The sequence below is a fragment of the Tenacibaculum sp. E3R01 genome (assembly GCF_003318185.1).
In the GTDB taxonomy this organism is placed as follows: Bacteria; Bacteroidota; Bacteroidia; order Flavobacteriales; family Flavobacteriaceae; genus Polaribacter; species Polaribacter halocynthiae.
Genome location: NZ_QOCC01000019.1, coordinates 693,090 through 716,071, shown reverse-complemented (window position 1 = coordinate 716,071; position 22,982 = coordinate 693,090). Strand labels below are relative to the sequence as shown.

The following is a 22,982-nucleotide window of genomic DNA, read 5'->3' as shown; positions in this document are numbered from 1 at the left end:
ATTTTATACTTTTTATTAAAGAACACACTTTATAATATTGCAATAGTTACGCTCTCTTTCTTAATTTTGCTAGTTTTAAACTTAAAAGTAAGGTAACTAACATCCTTATAATATTTTACTCTTCGAATTCTTCTCTTAAAACTCGTTGAACATCTAAAATTGTTTCTTCTTCAAGGTCTGTTCTTTGAACTAACATTGAAACATCTTTCTCAAGAACACTCTTAGCAGTATCTAAACCAATTTTCTTGAATTCAGCTATTACCCATGCTTCTATTTCATCAGAGAACTCTGTTAACTCAACATCTTCTTCTTCAATACCTTCTCTTTGAACATCTATTTCATAACCAGTTAATTCACTAGCTAAACGAATATTTACACCAGATCGTCCAATTGCTTTTGACACTTCCTCTGGTTTTAATAATACATTTACTCGACCTTTTTTACCTCCTTTTTCTTCTTCATAAGCTTCTATAGTAACAGAAAGAACTTTCGCAGGACTTAGCGCTCTAGAAATGAATAATTGCTCATTTTTAGTATAATTAATAACGTCAATATTTTCATTACCTAATTCACGAACAATACCGTGAATACGTGATCCTTTAACACCAACACAAGCTCCTACAGGATCAATACGATCATCGTAAGAATCTACAGCGATTTTTGCCTTATCACCAGGTATTCTTGCAACTCTTTCAATAGTAATTAAACCATCAAAAACCTCAGGTATTTCTTGTTCGAATAATTTAACTAAGAATTGAGGTGCAGTTCTTGACAAAATAATTACTGGTTTATTTCCTCTTAATTCAACCGTTTTAATTACTCCTCTAACAGTATCTCCTTTTCTAAAAAAATCAGAACGTATTTGTTCACTTTTAGGTAATACAATTTCATTACCTTCATCATCAAGCAAAATTACCGCATTATGACGAATATGGTGCACTTCAGCACTATAAATATCTCCTTCTAACTCTTTAAATTGTTTAAAGATATTAGTACTATCATGCTCATGGATTTTAGATATTAAATTTTGACGTAAAGCTAAAATAGCTCTTCTTCCTAGGTCAACTAATTTAACTTCTTCAGATACATCTTCTCCTATCTCAAAATCAGGTTCTATTTTTCTTGCTTCAGTTAATTCAATCTCTTCATTATCATCTTCCGACATTTCATCTGCAACAACAACTCTGTTTCTCCAAATTTCTAAATCACCTTTATCAGGGTTTATAATAATATCAAAGTTTTCATCAGACCCAAATCTACGTTTTAAAGCAGCTCTAAAAACTTCTTCTAAAATAGACATTAGTGTTACTCTGTCAATACTTTTATTATCTTTAAATTCTGAAAACGACTCAATTAACGCAATATTTTCCATCTCATTATCTTAATTAAAATATAATCTTCACTTTTGCACTTTTAATATCTTCATAAAGTAGAGTTTTTACCTTTTCTACTGTATGCTTACCTTTACCTATAGGTTTTGGCTCTCTAACTTTCCAATGTAACGTTATCTCTTCATCTGTTACATTTGTTAATGTACCTTCAAACTCTTCGGTTTCAGTTTTTACTTTTAATATTCTATTAATATTTTTCTTATACTGTCTTTTAACCAATAAAGGGTGTGCTATATCTGGTGTTGTTACTTCTAAAGAAAAATCTTCTTCTTCTCTATCAAGGTTATGCTCAATATTTCTACTAATACGAACACATTCACTCAACGGCACTCCTTCATCTCCATCAACTATTACTTTTATTTTACTATTAGCAAGAAACTCTAACTCTATTAAAAATAGCGATTCATTCTCACTTAATGCTTCCTGTAATAATTCTTTAACTCTCTCTTTATTCATTCTAGGTATAAAAAGAGGGGACAAACGTCCCCTACATCACTTAACTCTTTTAAATTCCCTGCAAATATACTAACTTATTAGTTAATACACAAGTAGCTTTTATCTAAAAAAATTGGTATATTTAAAGAGTATTTGTTTCTCTTAAATCCCCAAGAAAATTATGAAAAAAATATTAATACCCATTGATTTCTCTAAACACTCAGAATACGCATGTGTACTTGCTTCTAAAATAGCAAAAAAATCTAATAGCGAAGTTCACTTACTTCACATGGTCGAACTCCCCTCAGGTATAGTTGACATGGGAGCTGGTAATAATTTCAGTATTCCTGAAAGCATGCTTTATATTAGAAAAGTTAAAGACAAATTAATGAATCTAAAAAGTGCTTTCTTTTCAAAAATACCAAATGTTCACCACGCTATAAGATTTCAAAATCCTTATGAAGGGATTAGAGATTATTCAAAAAAAATAGATGCCGATTTAGTTATCATGGGTTCAAAGGGACACACTGCTTTAGAAGAGATTTTGATTGGATCTAACACGGAAAAAACAGTTAGAAGCCTTGATATACCTGTTTTAATAACCAAAAAGGAAAGTGATAATTTTAAATTTAAAAAATTAGTTTTCGCATCAACTTTTGAGAAAGATGAAGCTAGAGCTTTTGAAGGGTTCCTTGATTTCTCCACTAATTTTAAAGCCAAAATACACTTACTTAAAATAAACACTCCTCAAAAGTTCGAAAACACTTCTAGCTCTAAGAAAAAAGTTGAAACATTCATAGAAAAATACAATCTCGACAATTATTCAATTCACATATACAACGACAATTCTGTTGAAGAAGGAATTTTAAATTTTTCAGACGAAAAGGACGTAGATTTAATCTCTTTAGCAACTCACGGAAGAAGTGGACTTTCCAGGTTTTTTAACGGTAGTGTTTCTTTAAACCTATCTAAGAATGTATTAAAACCTGTCTTAACTTTTAAAGTATAAAAAAACAAAAGCGCAACTTAAATGTTACGCTTTTTGTACGGGCGGAGAGACTCGAACTCTCACACCTCGCGGCACTAGATCCTAAGTCTAGCGTGTCTACCAATTCCACCACGCCCGCTTATTTTTAATTTGTGCCTGCAAATATACACAAAGTATTCAATATACAAGCTCAAATTTTTATTTTTTCATTTTTTTAATTAACTAAATTTATCATTTAAAATTTATGAAAAAATATTACTATATAGATTAAGAGCTCTCCGAAGAGAGCTCACAATTAATCATCCTATGTTAAAACCCTTCTAAAAATTCTAAATAGAACACAAATGAGCGGCAAAAATCAACATTTTTTACCAATTTTTAAGTTAATAAATTATTAATTATTATTAAAAATAAACAACTGTTTGATTTTAAACAGAAACCGTTATTTCATAGATGAATCTAAACAATTAAAAAACATAATTTACCCATTATAAAAAAACATATTCTTATTAAGGTTAATTAACAAACAATCAATAATACTTAACAACACTCTTAGTTTGTGTTAAAAAAAATAAATTTTACGAAAAATAGTTAACTTAGCGTACTTAATTATTTTTCAATGCAAACTATTCAAGAATATATAGCTCAACACAAAGAGCGTTTTTTAAATGAACTTATTGATTTATTAAAAATACCATCAGTTAGCGCTGATCCAGCATACAATCAAGATGTATTAAATACAGCTGACATGGTAAAACTACAGCTAGTAAAAGCTGGGTGTGATAAAATAGAAATTTGTGAAACTCCTGGGTATCCAATTGTTTATGGTGAAAAGATCATTGACCCAAAATTACCTACAGTTTTAGTATATGGACACTACGATGTGCAACCAGCTGACCCAATTGATTTATGGGATTCTCCACCATTTGAACCAATTATTAAAAAAACAGAGACTCATCCAGAAGGAGCTATTTTTGCTCGGGGTGCTTGTGACGATAAAGGTCAAATGTATATGCACGTAAAAGCATTAGAATACATGACTAACACTGGTAATTTACCTTGTAATGTAAAATTCATGATAGAAGGTGAAGAAGAAGTTGGCTCAGAAAGTTTAGCCTGGTTTGTACCTAGAAACAAAGAAAAATTAGCTAATGATGTTATTTTAATTTCTGATACTGGTATGATAGCTAACTCTATTCCTTCTATAACAACGGGACTTAGAGGATTGAGCTATGTAGAAGTTGAAGTAACTGGACCAAACAGAGATTTACATTCTGGTTTGTATGGTGGAGCTGTTGCAAATCCTATTAATGTATTAACAAAAATGATTGCTTCTTTACATGATGAAAACAATCATATAACCATTCCAGGTTTTTATGATAAGGTAGAAAACCTTTCTAGAGAAGAACGTGATGAAATGGCAAAGGCTCCGTTTTCTTTAGAAAATTATAAAAAATCTCTAGAAATCGATGCTATTTACGGTGAAAAAGGATACACTACTAACGAACGAAACTCTATTCGTCCAACTTTAGATGTAAATGGTATTTGGGGAGGATATACTGGAGAAGGTGCTAAAACAGTGATCGCAAGTAAAGCTTATGCTAAGATATCAATGCGACTGGTACCAAACCAAGAATGGAGAGAAATTACTGAATTATTTAAAAAACATTTCGAAAGCATTGCTCCTAAAGGAGTTCAAGTAAAAGTTACACCTCATCATGGTGGACAAGGATATGTTACACCTATTGATAATATTGGATACCAAGCAGCAAGCAAAGCATATCAAGAAACATTTGGTGTTACTCCAATACCTCAACGAAGTGGAGGAAGTATACCTATTGTAGCTTTGTTTGAGGAAGAACTGAAAAGTAAAACTATTTTAATGGGATTTGGGTTAGATAGCGATGCTATTCATTCACCAAACGAACATTTTGGTGTATGGAATTATTTAAAAGGTATTGAAACTATACCATTTTTTTACAAATATTTTACTGAATTATCAAAATAAGATAAACCATGCAAGCATATTCAAGTAAAATAGCTTTGGCCATAATAATACTGTTTATTAGTTGTTCAAAAAACCAAAAACCAAAACAACGAACCGCTGAAGAATATAAACAAGCCTCTAAACTTATGAATAGAGGTTTGTCTAATTTAGTTTATAATCAAGTTTTTGGAAGCACTTTTGTTAATCAAGACTATTTAGTATACGCTACTAAAACTAAAAATGGTAAAAAATTTATTTTAGTTGACATAACTACTAAAACTAAAAAAGAAGCTTTTAATCATATTAAACTTGCTAAAAGTTTAGCAAAAGAACTTGGTCGAGAAATAGAACAAAACAACTTGCCTATTTCTAAAGTCTCTCTATCTGATGATTTAAAAACTGTTCAATTTATTATAAATAAACAAAGATATTCTTGCAATTTAGAAAACTATTCTATTTCTAAAGTTACTTCACAAAATGCAGAAGTTACTAGAAACGAACATGTTTCTCCAAATAGAAAATTAGCGGCTTACATAGATAATCATAACCTTTGGGTAAGAGATTTAATTACTAACAAAAAAACACAACTTACATTTGATGGTAAAAAAAACTATGGATACGCAACAAACAATGCTGGTTGGACTAAAAACAATGGAGCTGTTTTAAAATGGTCTCCTAATTCTGATAAAATTGCTACTTTTCAACAAGACTCACGTGAAGTAGGAATGATGTACTTAACCTCAACTAATGTTGGACATCCTAAACTTGAAGCTTGGAAACACCCATTACCTGGAGACAAAACCATTTTTACAATTGAACGTGTAATTATTCATCTAGGAACAAAACCTAAAACTGTTCGTCTAAAAATGGATAAGGATTATCAAAGAGGGACTACTACCGATCACATAGCTGACCGGAACAATGAACTACTAGATGCGCAGTGGAAAAAGGATGGATCTCAATTTGCTTTTGTTTCAGGCTCTAGAGACCATAAAATAGCTCATTTACAAATTGCTGACACGAATACTGGTGAAGTAAAATCTATTTATAAAGAAGAAGTTGACACCTATTATGAATCTGGTGTAAATGTTGAAAACTGGAAAGTTTTATTTGATTCAAACGAGTTTATATGGTACTCTGAAAAAACAAACTGGGGACATATTTACTTATATGATTTATCTACAAAACAATTAAAAAGTCAAATCACTTCAGGAAACTGGATTGTAAAACAAGTAAAAAAGGTAGATGAAATTAATAAGAAGGTTTATTTTACTGCTGGAGGAAAAGAAACAGGAAACCCGTATCACAATTATTATTATAGTATTAATTTTGATGGATCAAACCTAAAAAACTTAACTCCTAGTAAAGGAACTCATTCAGCTACCTTCTCAAGTGATTACTCATATTTAGTAGACACATATTCAACAACCACATCTCCGCCTGTTTCTGTTTTAAGAAATAATAAAGGAGAAAGTATATTAGAATTAGAAACTGCAGACATTACTGCTTTAAAAGAAAAAAATTGGCAAGAGCCTATTGAATTTTCAGTAAAAGCTCGTGACGGGAAAACTGATATTTACGGAATCATGTGCACACCAAGCCATTATGATGAACATAAAAAATACCCTGTATTAAACTACATATATCCTGGACCTCAATCTGGAAGTATTGGTAATTATAAATTCAGGCCTGTTTGGAGAGATTTTCAAGCAGTAGCAGAATTAGGTTTCGTAGTGGTTGCTGTTGATGCAATGGGAACACCAATGAGATCTAAATCTTTTCATGATGCCTATTACGGAAACATGGGAGATAATGGTTTACCAGATAATATTGCAGCTATTAAACAGTTAGCTAAAAAATATAAAGGTATGGATATTGAGCGCGTAGGTATTTGGGGTCATTCTGGAGGTGGATTTGCCTCAACTCGTGCTGTATTTGCTTATCCTGATTTTTATGATGTAGCAGTTTCAGGTGCTGGAAACCATGACAATAGGAATTATGAAGCTGATTGGGGTGAAAAATGGCAAGGCCTTTTAAAGAAAGGAAAAATAGAAGAAAAGGGAGATGGAACTACAAATTATGACAGCCAAGCAAATCAATTAATTGCTCATAATTTAAAAGGTAAACTATTAATAACTCATGGAAGCATGGATAATAATGTTTCTCCTTCAAACACAATGTTAGTTGTTGAAGCCTTAATTAAGGCTAATAAAGACTTTGATATGATTATATTTCCAAACAAAAGACATGGTTACGGAAATATGACGAAGTATATGACTCGAAAAAGGTGGGATTATTTTGTAACTCATTTACGAAAAGAAATCCCTCCAAAAGAATTTGATCTATCTAACTTCTAAAAAAAACGCTCGTTATGAGCGTTTTTTTAGTTTAAAACACAAAAAAAACACTTCTACACTTGTAGAGTCAAAAAAATACCTCTACATTTGTAGAGTTAATTATAATTAAAAGATTATGCAATTATCAAAAACCGAAGAACAAGTAATGCAATATTTATGGAAGTTAGAAAAAGCTTTTATGAAAGATATATTAGCTGAATTTCCAGAACCTAAACCAGCCAATACAACAGTTGCAACACTATTGAAAAGAATGTATGATAAAGGTTTTGTTAATTACAAATTACATGGGAAATCGAGAGAATATTTTCCTTTAGTTAAAAAATCAGATTATTTCTCGAAACATGTAAATGGGCTAATCAAAAACTTTTTTAACAACTCTGCAAGTCAATTTGCTTCATTTTTTACTTCCGAAACAAATCTTTCTGTTTCTGAATTAGAAAATTTAAAAAAACTGATAGACAACCAAATTAAAGAGCAGAAAAAATGATAAGCTATTTACTAAAATCTACAAGCTGTTTAGCTTTATCACTTCTCTTTTATCATATTATATTAGAAAGAGAGAAAATGCATAATTTCAATCGTTTTTACCTGTTAGGAAGTATCTTATTTTCTTTTCTTGTTCCACTAACAACGATAACTGTAGCTAACACAGCAAAAATTATAGAAGCTACACAGAATTTTCATCAATTAACAATAGCACAAAATAATACACCAATATTAGTTGAAAACAGCTTTAGCTATACTCAATTACTTGTTGTAGTATACCTCATTATATCAACTCTATTTCTGTTTAGGTTTTGTATAAACTTATACAAGATTACTCAAAAAATAAGCTCTAATAATAAAATAAAATATCAAAAAGCAATATTAGTTTTAGTAAATGATGAAATTCTTCCTCATACTTTTTGGAACTATATATTCATCAACAAAAAAGAATATTTAAATGGTAAAATTGAAGAAGAACTATTTACTCATGAACTAACACATGTAACACAAAGACACACACTTGATGTTATTATAATTGAACTACTACAAATTTTATTTTGGGTAAACCCATTATTTATTTTCTTAAAAAAAGCAATACAATTAAACCATGAATTTTTAGCTGATGAAAAGGTTATTAATCAACATAAAAACACATTCCAATACCAGCATTTATTACTAAATAAAGCTGCATGGAGAAACGAATATTACTTGGCCAGTAATTTGAATTACTCACTTACAAAAAAAAGATTAAAAATGATGACAACAAAAAGTTCGTACACAAAAATCTTGTTAAAAAAACTGGCGGTAATTCCGCTAATAACAGGATTCGTTCTTCTCTTTGCAGAAAGAATTGAAGCACAAGAAAATGATCCTAAAAAAAATTCGACTGTAACTATTACAAAAAATGATGGCGAACAATATCGAGATTTCACCTATCAGAATGCTAAACTTACCTACACCAACGAAAATGGAAAGAAAATAACAAAAAAGTTTTCAGAATTAACACGTGAAGAAAAACAAAAATTTTTACCACCACCTCCTCCTCCAATGGCGGCTAGAAAAAAAGTTCCTTCAAAAAAACTGATTGAAGACTTAAAGAATTCAAAAAAATATGCACTTTGGATTGATGGAAAGGTTGTAAACAATAAAGTTCTCAATAATTACAAAAACTCTGACTTTTCAAACTTCTTTGTAAGCTTAGTTCACAAAAATACAAGAAGCAAACGATTCCCTCAAAAGTACCAAGCTACTTTAAACACACGTGAATATTTTGATTATTTACAAAAAAAGAAAATAGCTAGGTTTAACAAATGGAAGAAAGGTAAAAATATGTTACCACCACCTCCTCCAACTAGTAAAGTTATTAAAAAAGGTGAAAAATCGGTTATTCCACCTCCTCCACCTAAAAAAACAATGGCTGAAAATGTTATAATTGAAGAAGATAATGAAATTGAAACAATTAGAGAAATTGAAACAGTTCACGAATCTAGCAATAACGCTTTAATAGAAGTAATTGAAGAAACTCCTAATATTCATTCTGCTCCAGGAGAAATCGAAATCATAGAAGAGATTTCTAACATTGAAAGAGTAGCACAAAAAAACGAAGAAAAACCAAAAACTGGATGGATTAACATTAAAGGAAAAACTTACTATTTTGTTAAATACAAAACCAAAACAAACTATTACAATCGATGGGGGCAAAGAGTCAATAAAGATGGGAAAATAATTAATGGTGAGAGAACAAAATCTAATAACGTCATAAAAGGACAAAATATTAGCAAGGTTTATAAAGATGATAAAGTTGTTGTTGAATTTCAAAACACTAATTTATCAAACATTCCACCACCTCCACCACCAATGTCTCCTTTAGAATTTATAAAAAAACATAAAGGAAAAAATGTAAGTTACTTTTATAATAATAAAAAAATTAACTATAGAAAGGCTATTAAATTACTGAAGAAAAATCAATCATTAAACATTGATGCTAGAAAGATTGATGGAAAACACGTGATTAAAATTTCACAAGAGCCAATTACAATTGATAAAATCAGTTCATTAACTAATGAGCAAATAATTAAGCTATCTAAAAACAAAGATGTAAAGGCCACCTATTATTTGGATGGTAAAGTCATAACCAAAAATAAATTTGATAAAATTAACCAAGAAAATGTCAAAACAATATATGTAAAGAAAAATAAAGATGGTTCAAACTCAATATACATTACCAGTAAATAAAAAATAATTTATTTTTTCTGTTAAAAGCCTCATAAATGAGGCTTTTTTTTGTAACATTTTATAAAAAAAATCGTTTTACTAATATGTTAAAGCAATTTTTCCTCATTTGCTCTGGTGTAGACTTACATTTAATAGATAATTGTTCTAATGGAGAACAAAATAAATATGTAGGCATTGGTGCAACAGTTTTTTTTACAGCACTTATGGCAACCATAGCTTCTAGCTATGCACTTTTCACTGTTTTTGATAATATATTTACCGCTATCTTTTTTGGTTGTGTATGGGGATTGTTAATTTTTAACCTAGACAGGTTTATTGTTTCGACCATCAGAAAAAAAGAAAAGTTTAGTTCTGAATTTTTACAAGCCTTACCTCGCTTAATTTTAGCTATGATTATTGCTATTGTTATCTCAAAACCCTTAGAATTAAAAATTTTTGAAAAGGAAATCAACCAAGTGATATTAGAAGAAAAAAATCAAATGACACTTAACAATAAACAACAAATAGCTCAACAATTTACTCCTGAAATAGAAAAAACTCAATCAGAAATTAATAAATTAAAAGAAGAAATTAATACTAAAGAGAATGAAGTAAACAACCTATATAATACTTATATAGCTGAAGCAGAAGGACGAAAAGGTACTAAACGTGTAGGTAAAGGCCCTGTATATAAAGAAAAAAGAGAGAAACACGATAAAGCACTTGCTGATTTAGGCTTACTTAAAGAAGAAAACTCAAAAAAAATAACTCAAAAAGAAGAAGCAATAAACACTCTTTTAAACCAACAAAAGAACATTGAAACATCAACTCAACCCATAATTAATAATGTTGACGGTTTAATGGCAAGAATAAATGCACTGAATAAATTACCTTGGCTTCCTTCATTTTTTATTTTTCTATTATTTTTAGCTATAGAAACCTCTCCAATTTTCTCAAAGTTAATTAGTTCTAAAGGAGAATATGATTACAAGTTTGAAAACCAAGAATCTATTGTTAAAACATGGATACAACAACAAACACATCAAAGAAATATTCTTCTAAAAACTGACACAGATTTAAACGACAAGGTGTATTCAGATATAAAAGACGAAGAAGAATTATATAAATACAAACAAAAAATAGCTCGTGACTTATTAAAGCTTCAAGCAGACACTTTTTATAAAAATCAACAAAAAATATTATAAATTTACTCACTAATATCTAATACTTATATTTTTATAAGCCATTTTTTTATAGATTTGCAGTCTATTTAAATTTAAAAATTGCATGAAAAATTTAAGTCGCACATTTGCTATAGTTGCACTTTTTTTTTCACTAAGTACTTTTTCACAAGAATTAACAGATTTCTCTTCTCTTCTAATTTCTAAAGAGTTGAAGGAGAATGCTAATGCTATTGTGAGGCTAAGTGAAAAAACAATTGAAATTAAAAACGTTGATAAACTCATTGTAAAAGAAAAAAGAATAGTTACTGTTTTTAATGAGTTAGGAAAAAAACACATTAAAGCATATCAACATTACGATAATGACACTCGAATCACCAAATTAACTGCTACTATTTTTGATGTTTTTGGTAAAAAAACAAAGAAATATACTAAAAGTGATTTTGAAGATGTAAGTGCTGTTGATGGTGGAACATTATATTCTGATGCTAGGTTAGTATACCTTGAACATACTCCGACCTCATACCCATATACAGTTGTTTTTGAATCTGAATACAAGAACAATAATACTGCTTTTATTCCAAAATGGTTCCCTATGGAAGGCTATAATGTATCTGTTGAAAAAAGCACCTATACATTAATTAACCCTTTAAACATTGAGTATAGAAAAAGGGAACTAAATTTTGAAGGGTATTTAATTGAACAATCTACAATTAACTCAGGTTTGATTTATAAGTTAACAAATCAACCAGCAATTAAATACGAAAGTAATACCATACGTTTTAACGAATTTACCCCTAACTTATCAATTGCTTTAAATTTATTTGCTTTAAAAGGTGTTAAAGGAGCAGCAAAAGATTGGAATGAATTTGGTAAATGGATGTACAATAGCCTACTTCGTAACAGAAATGAGTTATCTCCTTCAACTAAAGCAAAAGCTAATGATTTAGTTAAAGGAATAGAAACACAAGAAGAAAAAATAAAAAAAATTTATGAGTTTGTTCAAAATAAGACTCGGTATATCAGTGTACAAGTTGACATAGGTGGATGGGAACCAATTGCTGCTAACAAAGTTGATGCTGTTGGTTATGGAGATTGCAAAGGATTAACCAACTATACAAAAGCTCTTTTAGATGCAATTGGAATTAAATCACATCATGTAATTGTGTTTGCTCAAGGCAAAAGAGATATAGATAAAGATTTCACATCGATGCAAGGAAATCACATGATTTTAAACATCCCTAATAATGGAAATGATATCTGGTTAGAATGTACAAGCCAAACAAATCCTTTTGGTTTTTTAGGTGACTTTACAGATGATAGAGATGTACTAGTTGTTACCCCTGACGGTGGAATTATTAAAAGAACTCCTAGTTTTAAAGAAAAAAGCCTACAACTAATTGATGCTAATATTGACCTAAAAGTAGATGGATCACTGAATGCTTCTTTATCAAGAAAATCATACGGTATTCAGTATGACAATAAGTTTCATATTGAAAATTACACTCCTAAAGAACTAGATAAACACTACAAATCTTATGTATGGGATTATAACAATAACTTAGAACTTAATAAAACATCAATAACCAATAATAAAGATGACCTAGAGTTTACTGAAAAAATAGAGTTATCTATAAATGAGTTTGCTACTGTTAATAATACTAATTATTTATTTAGAGTAAATTTATTAAACAGAACAACACATATTCCTAAGCGTTATAGAAAAAGGAAAAGACCTTTAAAAATTCATCGTAGTTTTATAGATAAAGATGAATACACCATAAAATTACCAACTGGTTATAACATAAGTACCCTACCTAATAAAAAAGAAATCAAAACTAAATTTGGGATCTATAAAGTAACTATTGAAAAAATAAATGATAGGTCTATTATTTACAAAAGAGAGTTTTCTTTACAAGAAGGTGTTTACCCAAAAGAAGACTATAAACCTTATAGAAAATTTATAAAATCAATTGCTAAATACGACAACCTAAGAATTGAACTAATCAAACAGTAAAAACTAATTATGAAAAAGTTAATCATTATCCCTTTTTTATTTCTAAGTATCGTTATAAACTCTCAAGAAATAAAATTTGGTAAAGTATCAAAAGAAGAATTAACAGAGAAAACACACCCTATTGATTCAACAGCTGAAGCTGCATATTTATATAAAAAAAGAAGAACCTTTTTTGAATACGATTCTAATAATGGATTTATTATTGTGACTGAAATTCATGACAGAATTAAAGTTTACACTAAAGAAGGTTTTAAATATGCTGTTAAAAAAATAAATTATTACAAACCTGATTCTGGAGATCAAGAAAAAGTAACCAATCTAAAAGCATACACATTTAATATTGAAGATGGTAAAATAGTAAAACAAAAGGTCTCAAGAAAAAACATCTTTGATGAAAAGTTAAGTAAATATAGAAGTCAAAAAAAAATAACATTCCCAAAGATAAAGGAAGGTTCTATTATTGATCTTAAGTACAAAATAATTTCACCTTCACGTTCTATTAAAACATTAAACTTCCAATATAACATACCTGTTAAACAATTATATTGTAAGGTAGAAATTCCTGAGTACTATATTTACAATAAAAGAAACAAAGGATATTATGCTATTCCTTTTAAAGAAACATTTGCTTCTAAATCTATTAGACTTACAAACAAAAGAGAGGTTAGAAGTACAGGTACCACTAGTTCAAATTTTTCAACGAATAGAGTAGATTATAGATCTAGCATTTACACATTTACTAAAACTGACATTCCTGCAATAAAAGATAATGAACCCTATGTAAATAATATTGAAAATTACCGTGGAGGTATGGAATTTGAATTGTCTGGAACAAGGTTTCCAAACTCTCGTTATAAAAATTTCTCTACAAGTTGGGAAGATGTATCAAAAAGAATTTACAAATCAACAAGTTTTGGTGATCAAATAGAAAAAGATCGATATTTCAGAGATGACTTAACTATGATTTTAAAAGATGCTAAAAACGACACTGATAAAATAACTTTAATTTTCAACCACGTTAAAAACAAGGTAAAATGGAATGATTATTACGGAAAGTATACAGAAAAAGGCGTTAAAAAAGCATATAAAGACGGTACAGGAAATGTTGCTGAAATTAATTTAATGCTAACTGGAATGCTACGATCAATTGGTTTTGATGCAAACCCAGTTTTAGTAAGTACTAGGTTTAACGGAACTCCTTTATTTCCTACTTTTAAGGGCTTTAACTATGTAATTAGCAAAATAAATTTCCCTGATCAATCATATATACTACTAGACGCTTCTGAAAAATACTCAACCCCAAACACATTACCTATAAGATGCCTAAATTGGAATGGAAGGGAAATACATAAAAACGGAACCTCAAACTGGGTTAGTTTAATTCCAAAAAAGCATGCAAAAGAAACAAATACGTTGCATATAAAAATAAATGACGATTTCTCTATTAATGGAATGTTAAGAACTGTTTACACAGATCATGTTGCGATGTTGTATCGAGATAAAAACAACATTAAGAAAGAAGAAGATGTAATTACAGCCCTTGAAGACAAACACACTATTGAAATTGAAGATTTTAAGAGTCTTAATAAAACTGCTCTTTCAAAAAATATTGTTCAATCTTTTAAATTTGAAGGAGATGATTTTGTAGAAGGTATAAATGAAAAAATATACATTACTCCATTATTTTTCTTAACCCAAAAAGAAAACCCATTTAAATCAAATGAACGTAATTTCCCAGTTGATTTTGGATTGCCTTGGCAAGACAAACATACAGTATCTATAAATATTCCTGAAGGATATATTATGCAATCTATTCCAGAACCTTTAGCTATAGGTTTACCTGAAAACTTAGGTGTTTTCAAATTTCAAGTAATGCATAAAGGCAACAAGATTAAAGTAATGTCAGTTTTGCAGATTAATTCAAATATAATCTCTCCACAATACTATTCAATTTTAAAAGATTTTTATAAGCAACTTGTTTCGAAACAAAACGAAAAAATTGTTCTCATAAAAAAATAAAATATAGTAAAAACAATGTTTGCATTAATCTTCGAAAGCTATAGCTTTCGAAGATTTTTTGTGTAATTTCATTTGATTTAAAGCTTCTTATAGAACACAAATAGAATATTTTAACATTTCATATTATAAAAATTCTATATTTACATTTCTTATGAAATCTATAACTAACAAATATTCAATACTTTATTTCATAGCTTCGCTATTATCCCTATTTTTTATTGATAATGATGCTATGATAGAATTAGTTTTAAAACTACTTTCTTTGATTTTCTTATCTTTTTTATACTTAAGCACTTCTAGAGAAATAAACTATTGGTATGTATTAGTGCTTCTTTGTTCAATAGCTTCAGATGCTTCTTTAATATTTGACAGTGATTTATTAATGCTTGGCACTGGACTTTTAATAGCAAATAGAGTTTTATATATCATTATATCAAGAAGGGCTCTATTTAGAACTAACCTAAAAACACTTGTTTTTTACTTTACGGTTTGCTTACTTGTTTTTGTAGTTATTTATGTTGTTTTAAAACCTTATTTACAAGAAATTTCATACATATTTATATCACTAGGAATAACATCAGCTATTATGATATTATTCGCTTTTCTTAACTACTTAAATAAAATGAATACCCAAAACAAACTCTTTCTTTTTGGGTTGTTCTTAATAATTACAGGAGATATATTAATGGCTTTTAATAAGTTTTTAGATTATAACATGGCTTATGTACTAATTTATACGATAATTTATTACATAGCTCGTTACCTTATTTGTGAATCTATGATTGTTAATAAATTAAAAAAATAGCCAATATTAATAAACAATCCTTTATTTTCTCATAGGCCTCATTAACCCTTCTTGAGCCACAGAAGCAACCAAAACACCATCTCTTGTGTAAATATTACCACAGGCAAAACCACGAGCTCCAAAAGAATTTGGGCTTTCAACAGAAAACAGCATCCAATCGCTAAAATCAAAATCACGATAAAACCACATTGAATGATCTAAACTAGCCATTTGTGTATTTCCAAAATGAGCTTTACTCGCATTTGGATACAAACAAGCTGTTAAAATATTATAATCTGAGATATAGGTTAAAATTTGTTGCTTTACTGCTAATTCTAAATCTTCGACCTCTCCTTTTAGCTTAAACCAAACATCAACAATAGGAGGTAAATCTTTTTGATCTAACGGATTTACAATTTGTACAGGCTTAAAGTCTATAGGACGTTCAATACTTAAAAAAGATTTCATTTTCTTAGGCAAGAACGCTCCAAACTGATCTAACATATCATTCCAACTTAACAATTCTTCTGGTTGTTTTATGTCTTTTTTAATTGGCATTTGATGCTCATGACCTTCTTCTACCTTATGAAAAGAACAGGCCAATATAAAAATAGTTTTATCATTTTGATGAGCTGTCACACGCCTAGTAGAAAAACTTCCTCCATCACGAATTGTTTGTACATTATAGGTAATTGGAACTTCTAAATTTCCCGCTTCCAAAAAATAAGAATGTAACGAATGTAAAATACGTTCTTTAGGAGTAGTTCTATAAGCTGCATTTAATGCCTGAGCTAATACTTGCCCTCCAAAAACATTAGGACTTCCAATATCTTTACTTATTCCATTAAAGTTTCCTTCTCCTACATCTTCTAATATTAATATATTTAATAACTCCTGAGTATCTTTCATCTTTTTATTCTACTTTTCTATCAACGTTTTATCTTTGAACGGGTACTTTTGTTTAAATTCTGTTGGTTTTATTTTATTTAAAAACAAACTTAATATTTTATTAGGTATTGTTTTTTTATGACGCAAATAAATTGTCATTTCTTGAGGAACGGCACCTACTGAACTTTTAATTTCACTTGCAGTTCTACCAAAGTTTAAAGTAGTTAGTTTTTTAGTAATTGCCATAGAAACATAATCATACAACATTCTTTGATAAACAGCATATTGTCTATTCAAACTATAATCTATACCCACAAAATGAGCATCTAATGAATTTTGATTAACAATTCCTGATAAAAATCCAACTAATTTATTTTCTAACCAATATCCTTTTAAAATGTAATTATCTCCTAAATTTTCTTTGAGAACTTTATATGTATTTAAATTAAAATCTCCCAAATTAAAACTAGCACTACTTGACACTTTTTTATATAATTTCGTCATCTCAGGTAGTAAGCTATCTATATTACTTTCAGAAATATCTTTCACTTTTAAAGCATTACTTTGCTTTAATGCTTTCTTCGCCTTAACCCTAAACTTTGTTCTCATTGAAGCTAAATAGTCTTCAAAAAGCACCCAATCTTTATCTAGTTCCAATACCATATTGGGTTCTACTTTAAAAGAATAATAGCCTTCATTATGTAAATCATCAGTAATAACAAGTGACTCTTTAATGAAATCTTTTATCATAAAAGCGTCAATATCATTTTTTAATGATGTGTTTTGGTTTACAAAATGTAATAATGCTTTCACAAACTGTTGTAAAACATCCTTTTTATTTTGATTTGGGTGAATAAAAATACCATGCTCTCCAGTTACAAATGTATTTCCACAAGTAAGTATTTTAAATAGTTTTTCAGAAGATAAAACTTTTAATTTTCTACCCATACATTTTACCCACTCAACAATTGACTGCATTTCATTTTGAACACTATCTAAATAAAAATCTATAATTTGTATGGTAGAAAACCCTATTGCTTTTTTATCATCATCCAATAAAACAATATAAAAAAACTGAATTTGTGTATTGCTTTTCTCTAAAGCTTCTAAATATTTGGGATTAAAATATAGGTTATCTAAGCACTGTAGCTCTTTATAAATTTCATCAGGAATTTTATTTATTGATGAAAAATAACGAGCATTAGGGGCATTATTATTACAAGATAAAATGTTCACTAATATTTTATAATTTGAGTGTAAAATACTAAAAGTTTAGCATATATACCATCTTTAATGTATTATACAACTCCTGCATTCCAAACAGGAACATTTAACAATTTACTTATTTTAATCATATCACTCAATAAGTATTGTTTATCCCCATGATTTAACAAATTAAACCTATCTCCTTTATTCGTTACTAAATTTAACTCATAAGAAAAGTAACTTCCTGAAGAACTGCTGCCTTCTGTGAATTTCTGCAGCACTTGCAAGGCATACACTTGCTGGAAAGACAGAATTTCGCCACCTACAATAATTTTTCTTTTACGCGTATGAATATGCACTTTAGGTGAAAAAAGTAATGCTAAAAAACAGCCTATCAATAAAAATGGCCCTCCAGAAATAAAAAAGAGCTTACCACCCTTCATAAAGGTAAGTGGACTAGTATTAAACTGATAATATTCATAAAAAGAAAAAACTACATAATTTAAACCTATTAATAAAAAACTCCATGCAAATATCTTTGTAAATGAACTAGACGTTATTTTATACCCTTTTGGAGTTTTCTTAAATGTTTCACTTGCAAAATTACTACCAGAACTTTCTACAGCTTCCCATGAAATTTGCTCGCCTATAACATCATTTGTATAATCATCAAAAGTAAAGTTTACTTGCTTGTTTTTAGAGGAAGTTTTATTTCTATTAGAAATATAACTTGTTGTAACCATCCCAATACCCATAAATGCTAAAACAAGTAACATTCCACCAGTTTTAAAATAGAGAAACTTTTCTTTCCCATATACTTTTGTGTGTATTGGAACCGTAATTTCTAGCTTTTTTAGCAGATGTTTATCTTTAGAAGTAGGATGTTGCAACTGCCTTAAAGAGTCTAACTTATAAATATCTTTTTGAAGTGTTAATTGTTTTTCTGCATACTTTTTATATTTACCTTCAAACTCAGGTACAAGTACAAAAAAAACAATACCTAAAGGTATTAATAAAAACAGCCAAGAGCTTTTATAAGACAACTTTTTCATAGAATATTTTTTGTGCAAATTTGAGAATATTTTTAGTTTTAATCACAAAAAAACACCTTAGTTTAATTAAATAAACCAAGGTGTTTTACTACTTTGTAGTTCAGTGTTTTACTATCCTACTATATTAATAATTTTTCCAGGCACAATAATTACTTTCTTAGGAGTACGTCCTTGCAATTGAGCTTGCGTTTTTTCATACGCCATTACAGTTTTCTCTATCTCTTCTTTAGACATATCTAAAGGTAACTCTAACGTAAAACGCATTTTTCCATTAAATGAAACTGGGTAATTTTTAGAACTCTCAACTAAATGAGAAGCTTCAAATTTTGGAAAGTTAACTGTTGAAATAGATTCAGCATGTCCTAATTTACTCCATAATTCTTCTGAAATATGAGGTGCATACGGAGAAATTAATGTTAGCAACGGCTCTAAAATAGCACGTTTATTACATTTTAATGCAGTTAATTCATTCACAGCAATCATAAAGGTAGAAACTGAAGTATTAAATGAGAAATTCTCAATATCTTCTTCTACTTTTTTAATTGTTTTATGTAACGTTTTTAACTCATCTTTTGTTGGTTCATCATCAGAAATAGTAATTCCATTTTCACCAACATATAATTTCCATAATTTTTTTAAGAAAGAATATACTCCTGAAATACCCGAAGTTTTCCAAGGTTTTGTTTGCTCTAAAGGGCCTAAAAACATTTCGAATAAACGCAATGCATCAGCTCCGTATTCTTCGCAAATGTCATCCGGGTTTACAACATTGTATTTCGATTTCGACATTTTCTCAACTTCTCGTGAAACTTTAAAGGTATTATCATCTTCATTAATCCAAATAGCATTTATATAATCCGAATACTTATAATCAGATAGAAATGATTCATTATTTAATACATTAGTTTTTTCATCTATATGTTTTATATCTACATTTAACTTGTTGTATGGTAAATAATCAGATATTTCAACTAAATTAACATCTATTTCATCTAAATCAAATAACTTTTTATAAAGGTTTAAATCTTCTTGAGTTAAACTTTCTTTAACAAAATGAGTTATTATTTTCATTAACTTATCATTTTTGACACTAGGAAATATACCGTCGTCAAATAATTCAAATTCTTTGAATTTATCATAAGACACAATAAAGCTTTTCTCTCTAACACACTCAGGAAGAGATGTGCTAGCTCCTTTATAAATAAATGAACTAGGAGTAATTCTATATAAAAAAGCACTCGTTCCCAAGATCATTCCTTGATTAATTAGTTTTTTTGCAAACTCATCAACAGGTAGAAGTCCTTTATCAAACAAGAATTTTTGCCAAAAACGTGCGTATAACAAATGCCCTGTGGCATGTTCAGAACCACCAATATATAAATCAACCTCTTTCCAGTAATCAACCGCTTCTTTGCTTACAAATTCTCCATCATTCGTAGAATCCATATAACGGTTAAAATACCAAGAACTTCCTGCCCAACCTGGCATTGTATTTAACTCAAGTGGAAACACAGTTTCGTTATTAATTAAATCATTACTAACAACCTTTGCGTTTTCGCAGTCCCATGCCCAAACCTCAGCATTTCCTAGAGGTGGTTTTCCATCTTCTGTAGGTAAATATTTTTCAACTTCTGGTAAAACAATTGGCAAATGTTTTGCGTCAATCATTTGAGGCATTCCATTTTTATAATATACTGGAAATGGTTCACCCCAATAACGTTGACGGCTAAATACAGCATCACGTAAACGGTAATTTATTTTTCCATACCCAAAACCACGTTTCTCTAATTCATAGATTACGGTTTTCATTCCTTTTTTATAATTTAAGCCATCTAAGAAATCAGAATTCGCTAATTTAATTCCGTCTTTAGCATCATTTGCTTTTTCAGAAATATCAACATTTGCAAAAATATTTGGAATTTGTAATCCAAAATGATTTGCAAAATCATAATCACGCTGATCACCACATGGAACAGCCATAACAGCACCAGTTCCATAACTTGCCAATACATAATCACCAATCCAAATAGGCACTTGTTTACCAGTAAATGGATGCAAAGCATATGCACCAGTAAATACCCCAGATATTGTTTTAACATCTGCCATACGATCACGTTCAGAACGTTTAGCTGTTGCTTCTATATAAGTATCAACTGCCTTTTTTTGTTCAGCTGTTGTAATTTTTGCTACTAAATCATGTTCAGGAGCCAATGTCATAAAAGACACTCCAAAGATTGTATCAGGTCGTGTTGTAAATACATCAATTTTAGCATCGTACCCATCTACATCAAAAGAAACCATTGCACCTTGACTTCTACCAATCCAATTTGTTTGGCTATCTTTTAAAGGTTGTGGCCAATCTATATTTTGAAGTCCATCTAATAAACGTTGCGCATATGCAGAAATTCGCATAGACCATTGCGTCATTTTTTTACGAATCACTTCATGTCCTCCACGTTCTGAAACTCCATTTACAATTTCATCATTTGCCAAAACAGTTCCTAAAGCAGGACACCAGTTTACCTCGGTATCAGATAAAAAGGTTAAACGATATTGTAATAGTATTTCTTGTTGTTTTTCTGATGAGAAACTTTTCCATTCATCCGCAGAAAAAACATCAATATCTTCATCTGAAACTGCATTAATATTTGCATTTCCTTCTGCTTCAAATTTTAAAATTAAGGTTGAAACATCTTCTGCTTTATCGGTATCTTTATTATACCAAGAATTAAATAATTGAGTAAAAATCCACTGAGTCCATTTATAATACTCTGGACTAGAGGTACGCACTTCACGAGACCAATCAAAAGAAAAACCGATATTATCTAATTGACGACGGTATGTTTTTATGTTTGTTTCTGTAGTAATTGCAGGGTGTTGTCCTGTTTGAATTGCATACTGCTCAGCTGGTAACCCAAATGAATCATATCCTTGTGGATGCAATACATTAAATCCTTTATGACGTTTATAACGTGCATAAATATCACTTGCAATATACCCTAAAGGATGTCCAACATGAAGTCCTGCTCCTGAAGGATAAGGAAACATATCGAGTACGTAATATTTTGGTTTATCAGAAGTGTTACTGGCTTTAAAAGTTTGGTTGTTTGCCCAAAATTGTTGCCATTTTTTTTCTATTTCTTGATGATTGTATTGCATTCTTCTTATTTATTCCTATCGTTATAATTAACAAAAGAATGCAGTAATCTATTAATTAGATTTTAACAACAAACTCGTTACTATTACTACGATATTTATTTAAAGGTGCAAATTTACGTTTATTTGAGGATTATAAAAGTTTTATGATATTCAATTCTAAGTAAGTACTGAATTTTATAACAGTATTAAATTTATATTTTCTTTTTTATCCTAAAAAGGTTGACAAAAGTAGACGTCTCTACTATTGTCAACCTTACTCATGAAAGACAATCACATTGAATTAAAAATATTTTCCCTTAAAATTATTTTTACTCTATACATGTTTTATAATTAGACCCTTCCTTATATAATACTTGTAAAACCTCTTTATTAATAAAAAAAGATACAATCGTATTTTCACAACTAAACTCAACCTCATAACTCTTAATATTACTACCTCCATAATTGATTGTTAATTTTTCATTTGTTTTATAGTAATCGAATGTCCTTGGAATCGGAGTTGTAAACACTCCATCAATTCCATAAAATGTTGATCGTTTACCACTTTTAAAAGTATGCTTAACATTTTTCTCAAGCCCTTTCAACAACCAATCACCTTTTTCTAACAATTCAATTTTATCTTCTATTGTTAGTTCTTTAGGTAATTCATCTTCATTAGAGCTACAGCTTGAAAACCCAAGGAGTATTATAATTCCTATAAAAACAATTAGATTACATAAACTTTTCATAATTTCAGTATTTTGGATTAGTGATTTAAGACACTTCGAAATACGTATTATTTATTAAGTTTCACAGCCTAAAACTTAGCTAAGAGGGTT

16 protein-coding genes and 1 tRNA gene are annotated in these 22,982 nt (G+C 29.4%); 9 read left to right on the top strand and 8 right to left on the bottom strand.

What is annotated here, in order from left to right; translation table 11 throughout:
- Window positions 1-115: 115 nt before the first annotated feature.
- Both nusA and rimP read right to left on the bottom strand, forming a co-directional pair.
- Window positions 116-1,372 carry a transcription termination factor NusA gene (gene nusA, locus DS884_RS08330; RefSeq protein ID WP_113786441.1) on the bottom strand — a complete coding sequence of 419 codons (1,257 nt, stop codon included), beginning with the start codon at window positions 1,370-1,372 and terminating at the stop codon, window positions 116-118.
- Between the two features lie 13 nt (window positions 1,373-1,385).
- Window positions 1,386-1,847: a ribosome assembly cofactor RimP gene (gene rimP, locus DS884_RS08325; RefSeq protein ID WP_093869329.1), complete on the bottom strand. Its 462-nt coding sequence runs from the start codon at window positions 1,845-1,847 to the stop codon at window positions 1,386-1,388.
- 160 nt (window positions 1,848-2,007) lie between these two features.
- On the opposite strand from rimP, the gene DS884_RS08320 reads away from it, so the two are divergent.
- A complete protein-coding gene (locus tag DS884_RS08320) occupies window positions 2,008-2,835 on the top strand; it encodes a universal stress protein (RefSeq protein ID WP_093869330.1) in 828 nt (275 codons plus the stop codon).
- A gap of 36 nt (window positions 2,836-2,871) precedes the next feature.
- On the opposite strand, the gene DS884_RS08315 is transcribed toward DS884_RS08320, so the two are convergent.
- Window positions 2,872-2,953: transfer RNA gene (locus tag DS884_RS08315), tRNA-Leu, on the bottom strand.
- A gap of 480 nt (window positions 2,954-3,433) precedes the next feature.
- On the opposite strand from DS884_RS08315, the gene DS884_RS08310 reads away from it, so the two are divergent.
- From DS884_RS08310 to DS884_RS08275, 8 genes are all read left to right on the top strand, one after another.
- Window positions 3,434-4,822 (top strand): dipeptidase, encoded by a 1,389-nt coding sequence (locus tag DS884_RS08310; protein ID WP_113786440.1) that lies wholly within the window; start codon window positions 3,434-3,436, stop codon window positions 4,820-4,822.
- An 8-nt stretch (window positions 4,823-4,830) separates the two neighbouring features.
- The gene (locus DS884_RS08305) at window positions 4,831-7,158 is read left to right on the top strand and encodes a S9 family peptidase (protein ID WP_113786439.1); all 2,328 of its coding nucleotides are present in this window, start codon (window positions 4,831-4,833) and stop codon (window positions 7,156-7,158) included.
- A 115-nt stretch (window positions 7,159-7,273) separates the two neighbouring features.
- Complete coding sequence (locus DS884_RS08300) at window positions 7,274-7,645, top strand: BlaI/MecI/CopY family transcriptional regulator (protein ID WP_176974349.1); 372 nt, start codon at window positions 7,274-7,276, stop codon at window positions 7,643-7,645.
- On the top strand, window positions 7,642-9,879 hold the full coding sequence (locus tag DS884_RS08295) for a M56 family metallopeptidase (RefSeq protein ID WP_113786438.1): 2,238 nt from the start codon (window positions 7,642-7,644) through the stop codon (window positions 9,877-9,879). Before DS884_RS08300 ends, DS884_RS08295 begins: the two co-directional genes overlap by 4 nt.
- Before the next feature lie 83 nt (window positions 9,880-9,962).
- A complete protein-coding gene (locus DS884_RS08290) occupies window positions 9,963-11,063 on the top strand; it encodes a DUF4407 domain-containing protein (protein WP_113786537.1) in 1,101 nt (366 codons plus the stop codon).
- 82 nt (window positions 11,064-11,145) lie between these two features.
- A complete protein-coding gene (locus tag DS884_RS08285; protein WP_113786437.1) occupies window positions 11,146-13,056 on the top strand; it encodes a DUF3857 domain-containing protein in 1,911 nt (636 codons plus the stop codon).
- 9 nt (window positions 13,057-13,065) lie between these two features.
- Complete coding sequence (locus DS884_RS08280) at window positions 13,066-15,075, top strand: DUF3857 domain-containing protein (protein WP_113786436.1); 2,010 nt, start codon at window positions 13,066-13,068, stop codon at window positions 15,073-15,075.
- Window positions 15,076-15,226: 151 nt separating this feature from the next.
- Window positions 15,227-15,880 (top strand): lysoplasmalogenase family protein, encoded by a 654-nt coding sequence (locus tag DS884_RS08275; RefSeq protein ID WP_093869338.1) that lies wholly within the window; start codon window positions 15,227-15,229, stop codon window positions 15,878-15,880.
- 21 nt (window positions 15,881-15,901) lie between these two features.
- Here DS884_RS08275 and DS884_RS08270 read toward each other — a convergent pair whose 3' ends face one another.
- The 5 genes from DS884_RS08270 to DS884_RS08250 all read right to left on the bottom strand — a co-directional run bounded on the left by DS884_RS08270 (window position 15,902) and on the right by DS884_RS08250 (window position 22,892).
- A complete protein-coding gene (locus tag DS884_RS08270) occupies window positions 15,902-16,768 on the bottom strand; it encodes an acyl-CoA thioesterase (protein ID WP_093869339.1) in 867 nt (288 codons plus the stop codon).
- A 9-nt stretch (window positions 16,769-16,777) separates the two neighbouring features.
- On the bottom strand, window positions 16,778-17,983 hold the full coding sequence (locus DS884_RS08265) for a GNAT family N-acetyltransferase (protein WP_233487129.1): 1,206 nt from the start codon (window positions 17,981-17,983) through the stop codon (window positions 16,778-16,780).
- A gap of 62 nt (window positions 17,984-18,045) precedes the next feature.
- Window positions 18,046-19,005: a hypothetical protein gene (locus tag DS884_RS08260; protein ID WP_113786435.1), complete on the bottom strand. Its 960-nt coding sequence runs from the start codon at window positions 19,003-19,005 to the stop codon at window positions 18,046-18,048.
- Between the two features lie 111 nt (window positions 19,006-19,116).
- Window positions 19,117-22,164, bottom strand: a complete 3,048-nt coding sequence (locus tag DS884_RS08255; RefSeq protein WP_113786434.1) for a leucine--tRNA ligase — start codon at window positions 22,162-22,164, stop codon at window positions 19,117-19,119.
- A 308-nt stretch (window positions 22,165-22,472) separates the two neighbouring features.
- On the bottom strand, window positions 22,473-22,892 hold the full coding sequence (locus DS884_RS08250) for a hypothetical protein (protein WP_093869342.1): 420 nt from the start codon (window positions 22,890-22,892) through the stop codon (window positions 22,473-22,475).
- Window positions 22,893-22,982 lie beyond the last annotated feature (90 nt).

What these genes read in the sequence shown, in the direction of transcription:
- DS884_RS08270 (WP_093869339.1), bottom strand. Translation starts at nt 16,768, where the DNA reads ATGAAAGATACTCAGGAGTTATTAAATATATTAATATTAGAAGATGTA.
- DS884_RS08285 (WP_113786437.1), top strand. Translation starts at nt 11,146, where the DNA reads ATGAAAAATTTAAGTCGCACATTTGCTATAGTTGCACTTTTTTTTTCA.
- DS884_RS08305 (WP_113786439.1), top strand. Translation starts at nt 4,831, where the DNA reads ATGCAAGCATATTCAAGTAAAATAGCTTTGGCCATAATAATACTGTTT.
- DS884_RS08310 (WP_113786440.1), top strand. Translation starts at nt 3,434, where the DNA reads ATGCAAACTATTCAAGAATATATAGCTCAACACAAAGAGCGTTTTTTA.
- DS884_RS08260 (WP_113786435.1), bottom strand. Translation starts at nt 19,005, where the DNA reads ATGAAAAAGTTGTCTTATAAAAGCTCTTGGCTGTTTTTATTAATACCT.
- DS884_RS08290 (WP_113786537.1), top strand. Translation starts at nt 9,963, where the DNA reads ATGTTAAAGCAATTTTTCCTCATTTGCTCTGGTGTAGACTTACATTTA.
- DS884_RS08255 (WP_113786434.1), bottom strand. Translation starts at nt 22,164, where the DNA reads ATGCAATACAATCATCAAGAAATAGAAAAAAAATGGCAACAATTTTGG.
- DS884_RS08300 (WP_176974349.1), top strand. Translation starts at nt 7,274, where the DNA reads ATGCAATTATCAAAAACCGAAGAACAAGTAATGCAATATTTATGGAAG.
- DS884_RS08295 (WP_113786438.1), top strand. Translation starts at nt 7,642, where the DNA reads ATGATAAGCTATTTACTAAAATCTACAAGCTGTTTAGCTTTATCACTT.
- DS884_RS08275 (WP_093869338.1), top strand. Translation starts at nt 15,227, where the DNA reads ATGAAATCTATAACTAACAAATATTCAATACTTTATTTCATAGCTTCG.
- rimP (WP_093869329.1), bottom strand. Translation starts at nt 1,847, where the DNA reads ATGAATAAAGAGAGAGTTAAAGAATTATTACAGGAAGCATTAAGTGAG.
- DS884_RS08250 (WP_093869342.1), bottom strand. Translation starts at nt 22,892, where the DNA reads ATGAAAAGTTTATGTAATCTAATTGTTTTTATAGGAATTATAATACTC.
- DS884_RS08320 (WP_093869330.1), top strand. Translation starts at nt 2,008, where the DNA reads ATGAAAAAAATATTAATACCCATTGATTTCTCTAAACACTCAGAATAC.
- DS884_RS08280 (WP_113786436.1), top strand. Translation starts at nt 13,066, where the DNA reads ATGAAAAAGTTAATCATTATCCCTTTTTTATTTCTAAGTATCGTTATA.
- nusA (WP_113786441.1), bottom strand. Translation starts at nt 1,372, where the DNA reads ATGGAAAATATTGCGTTAATTGAGTCGTTTTCAGAATTTAAAGATAAT.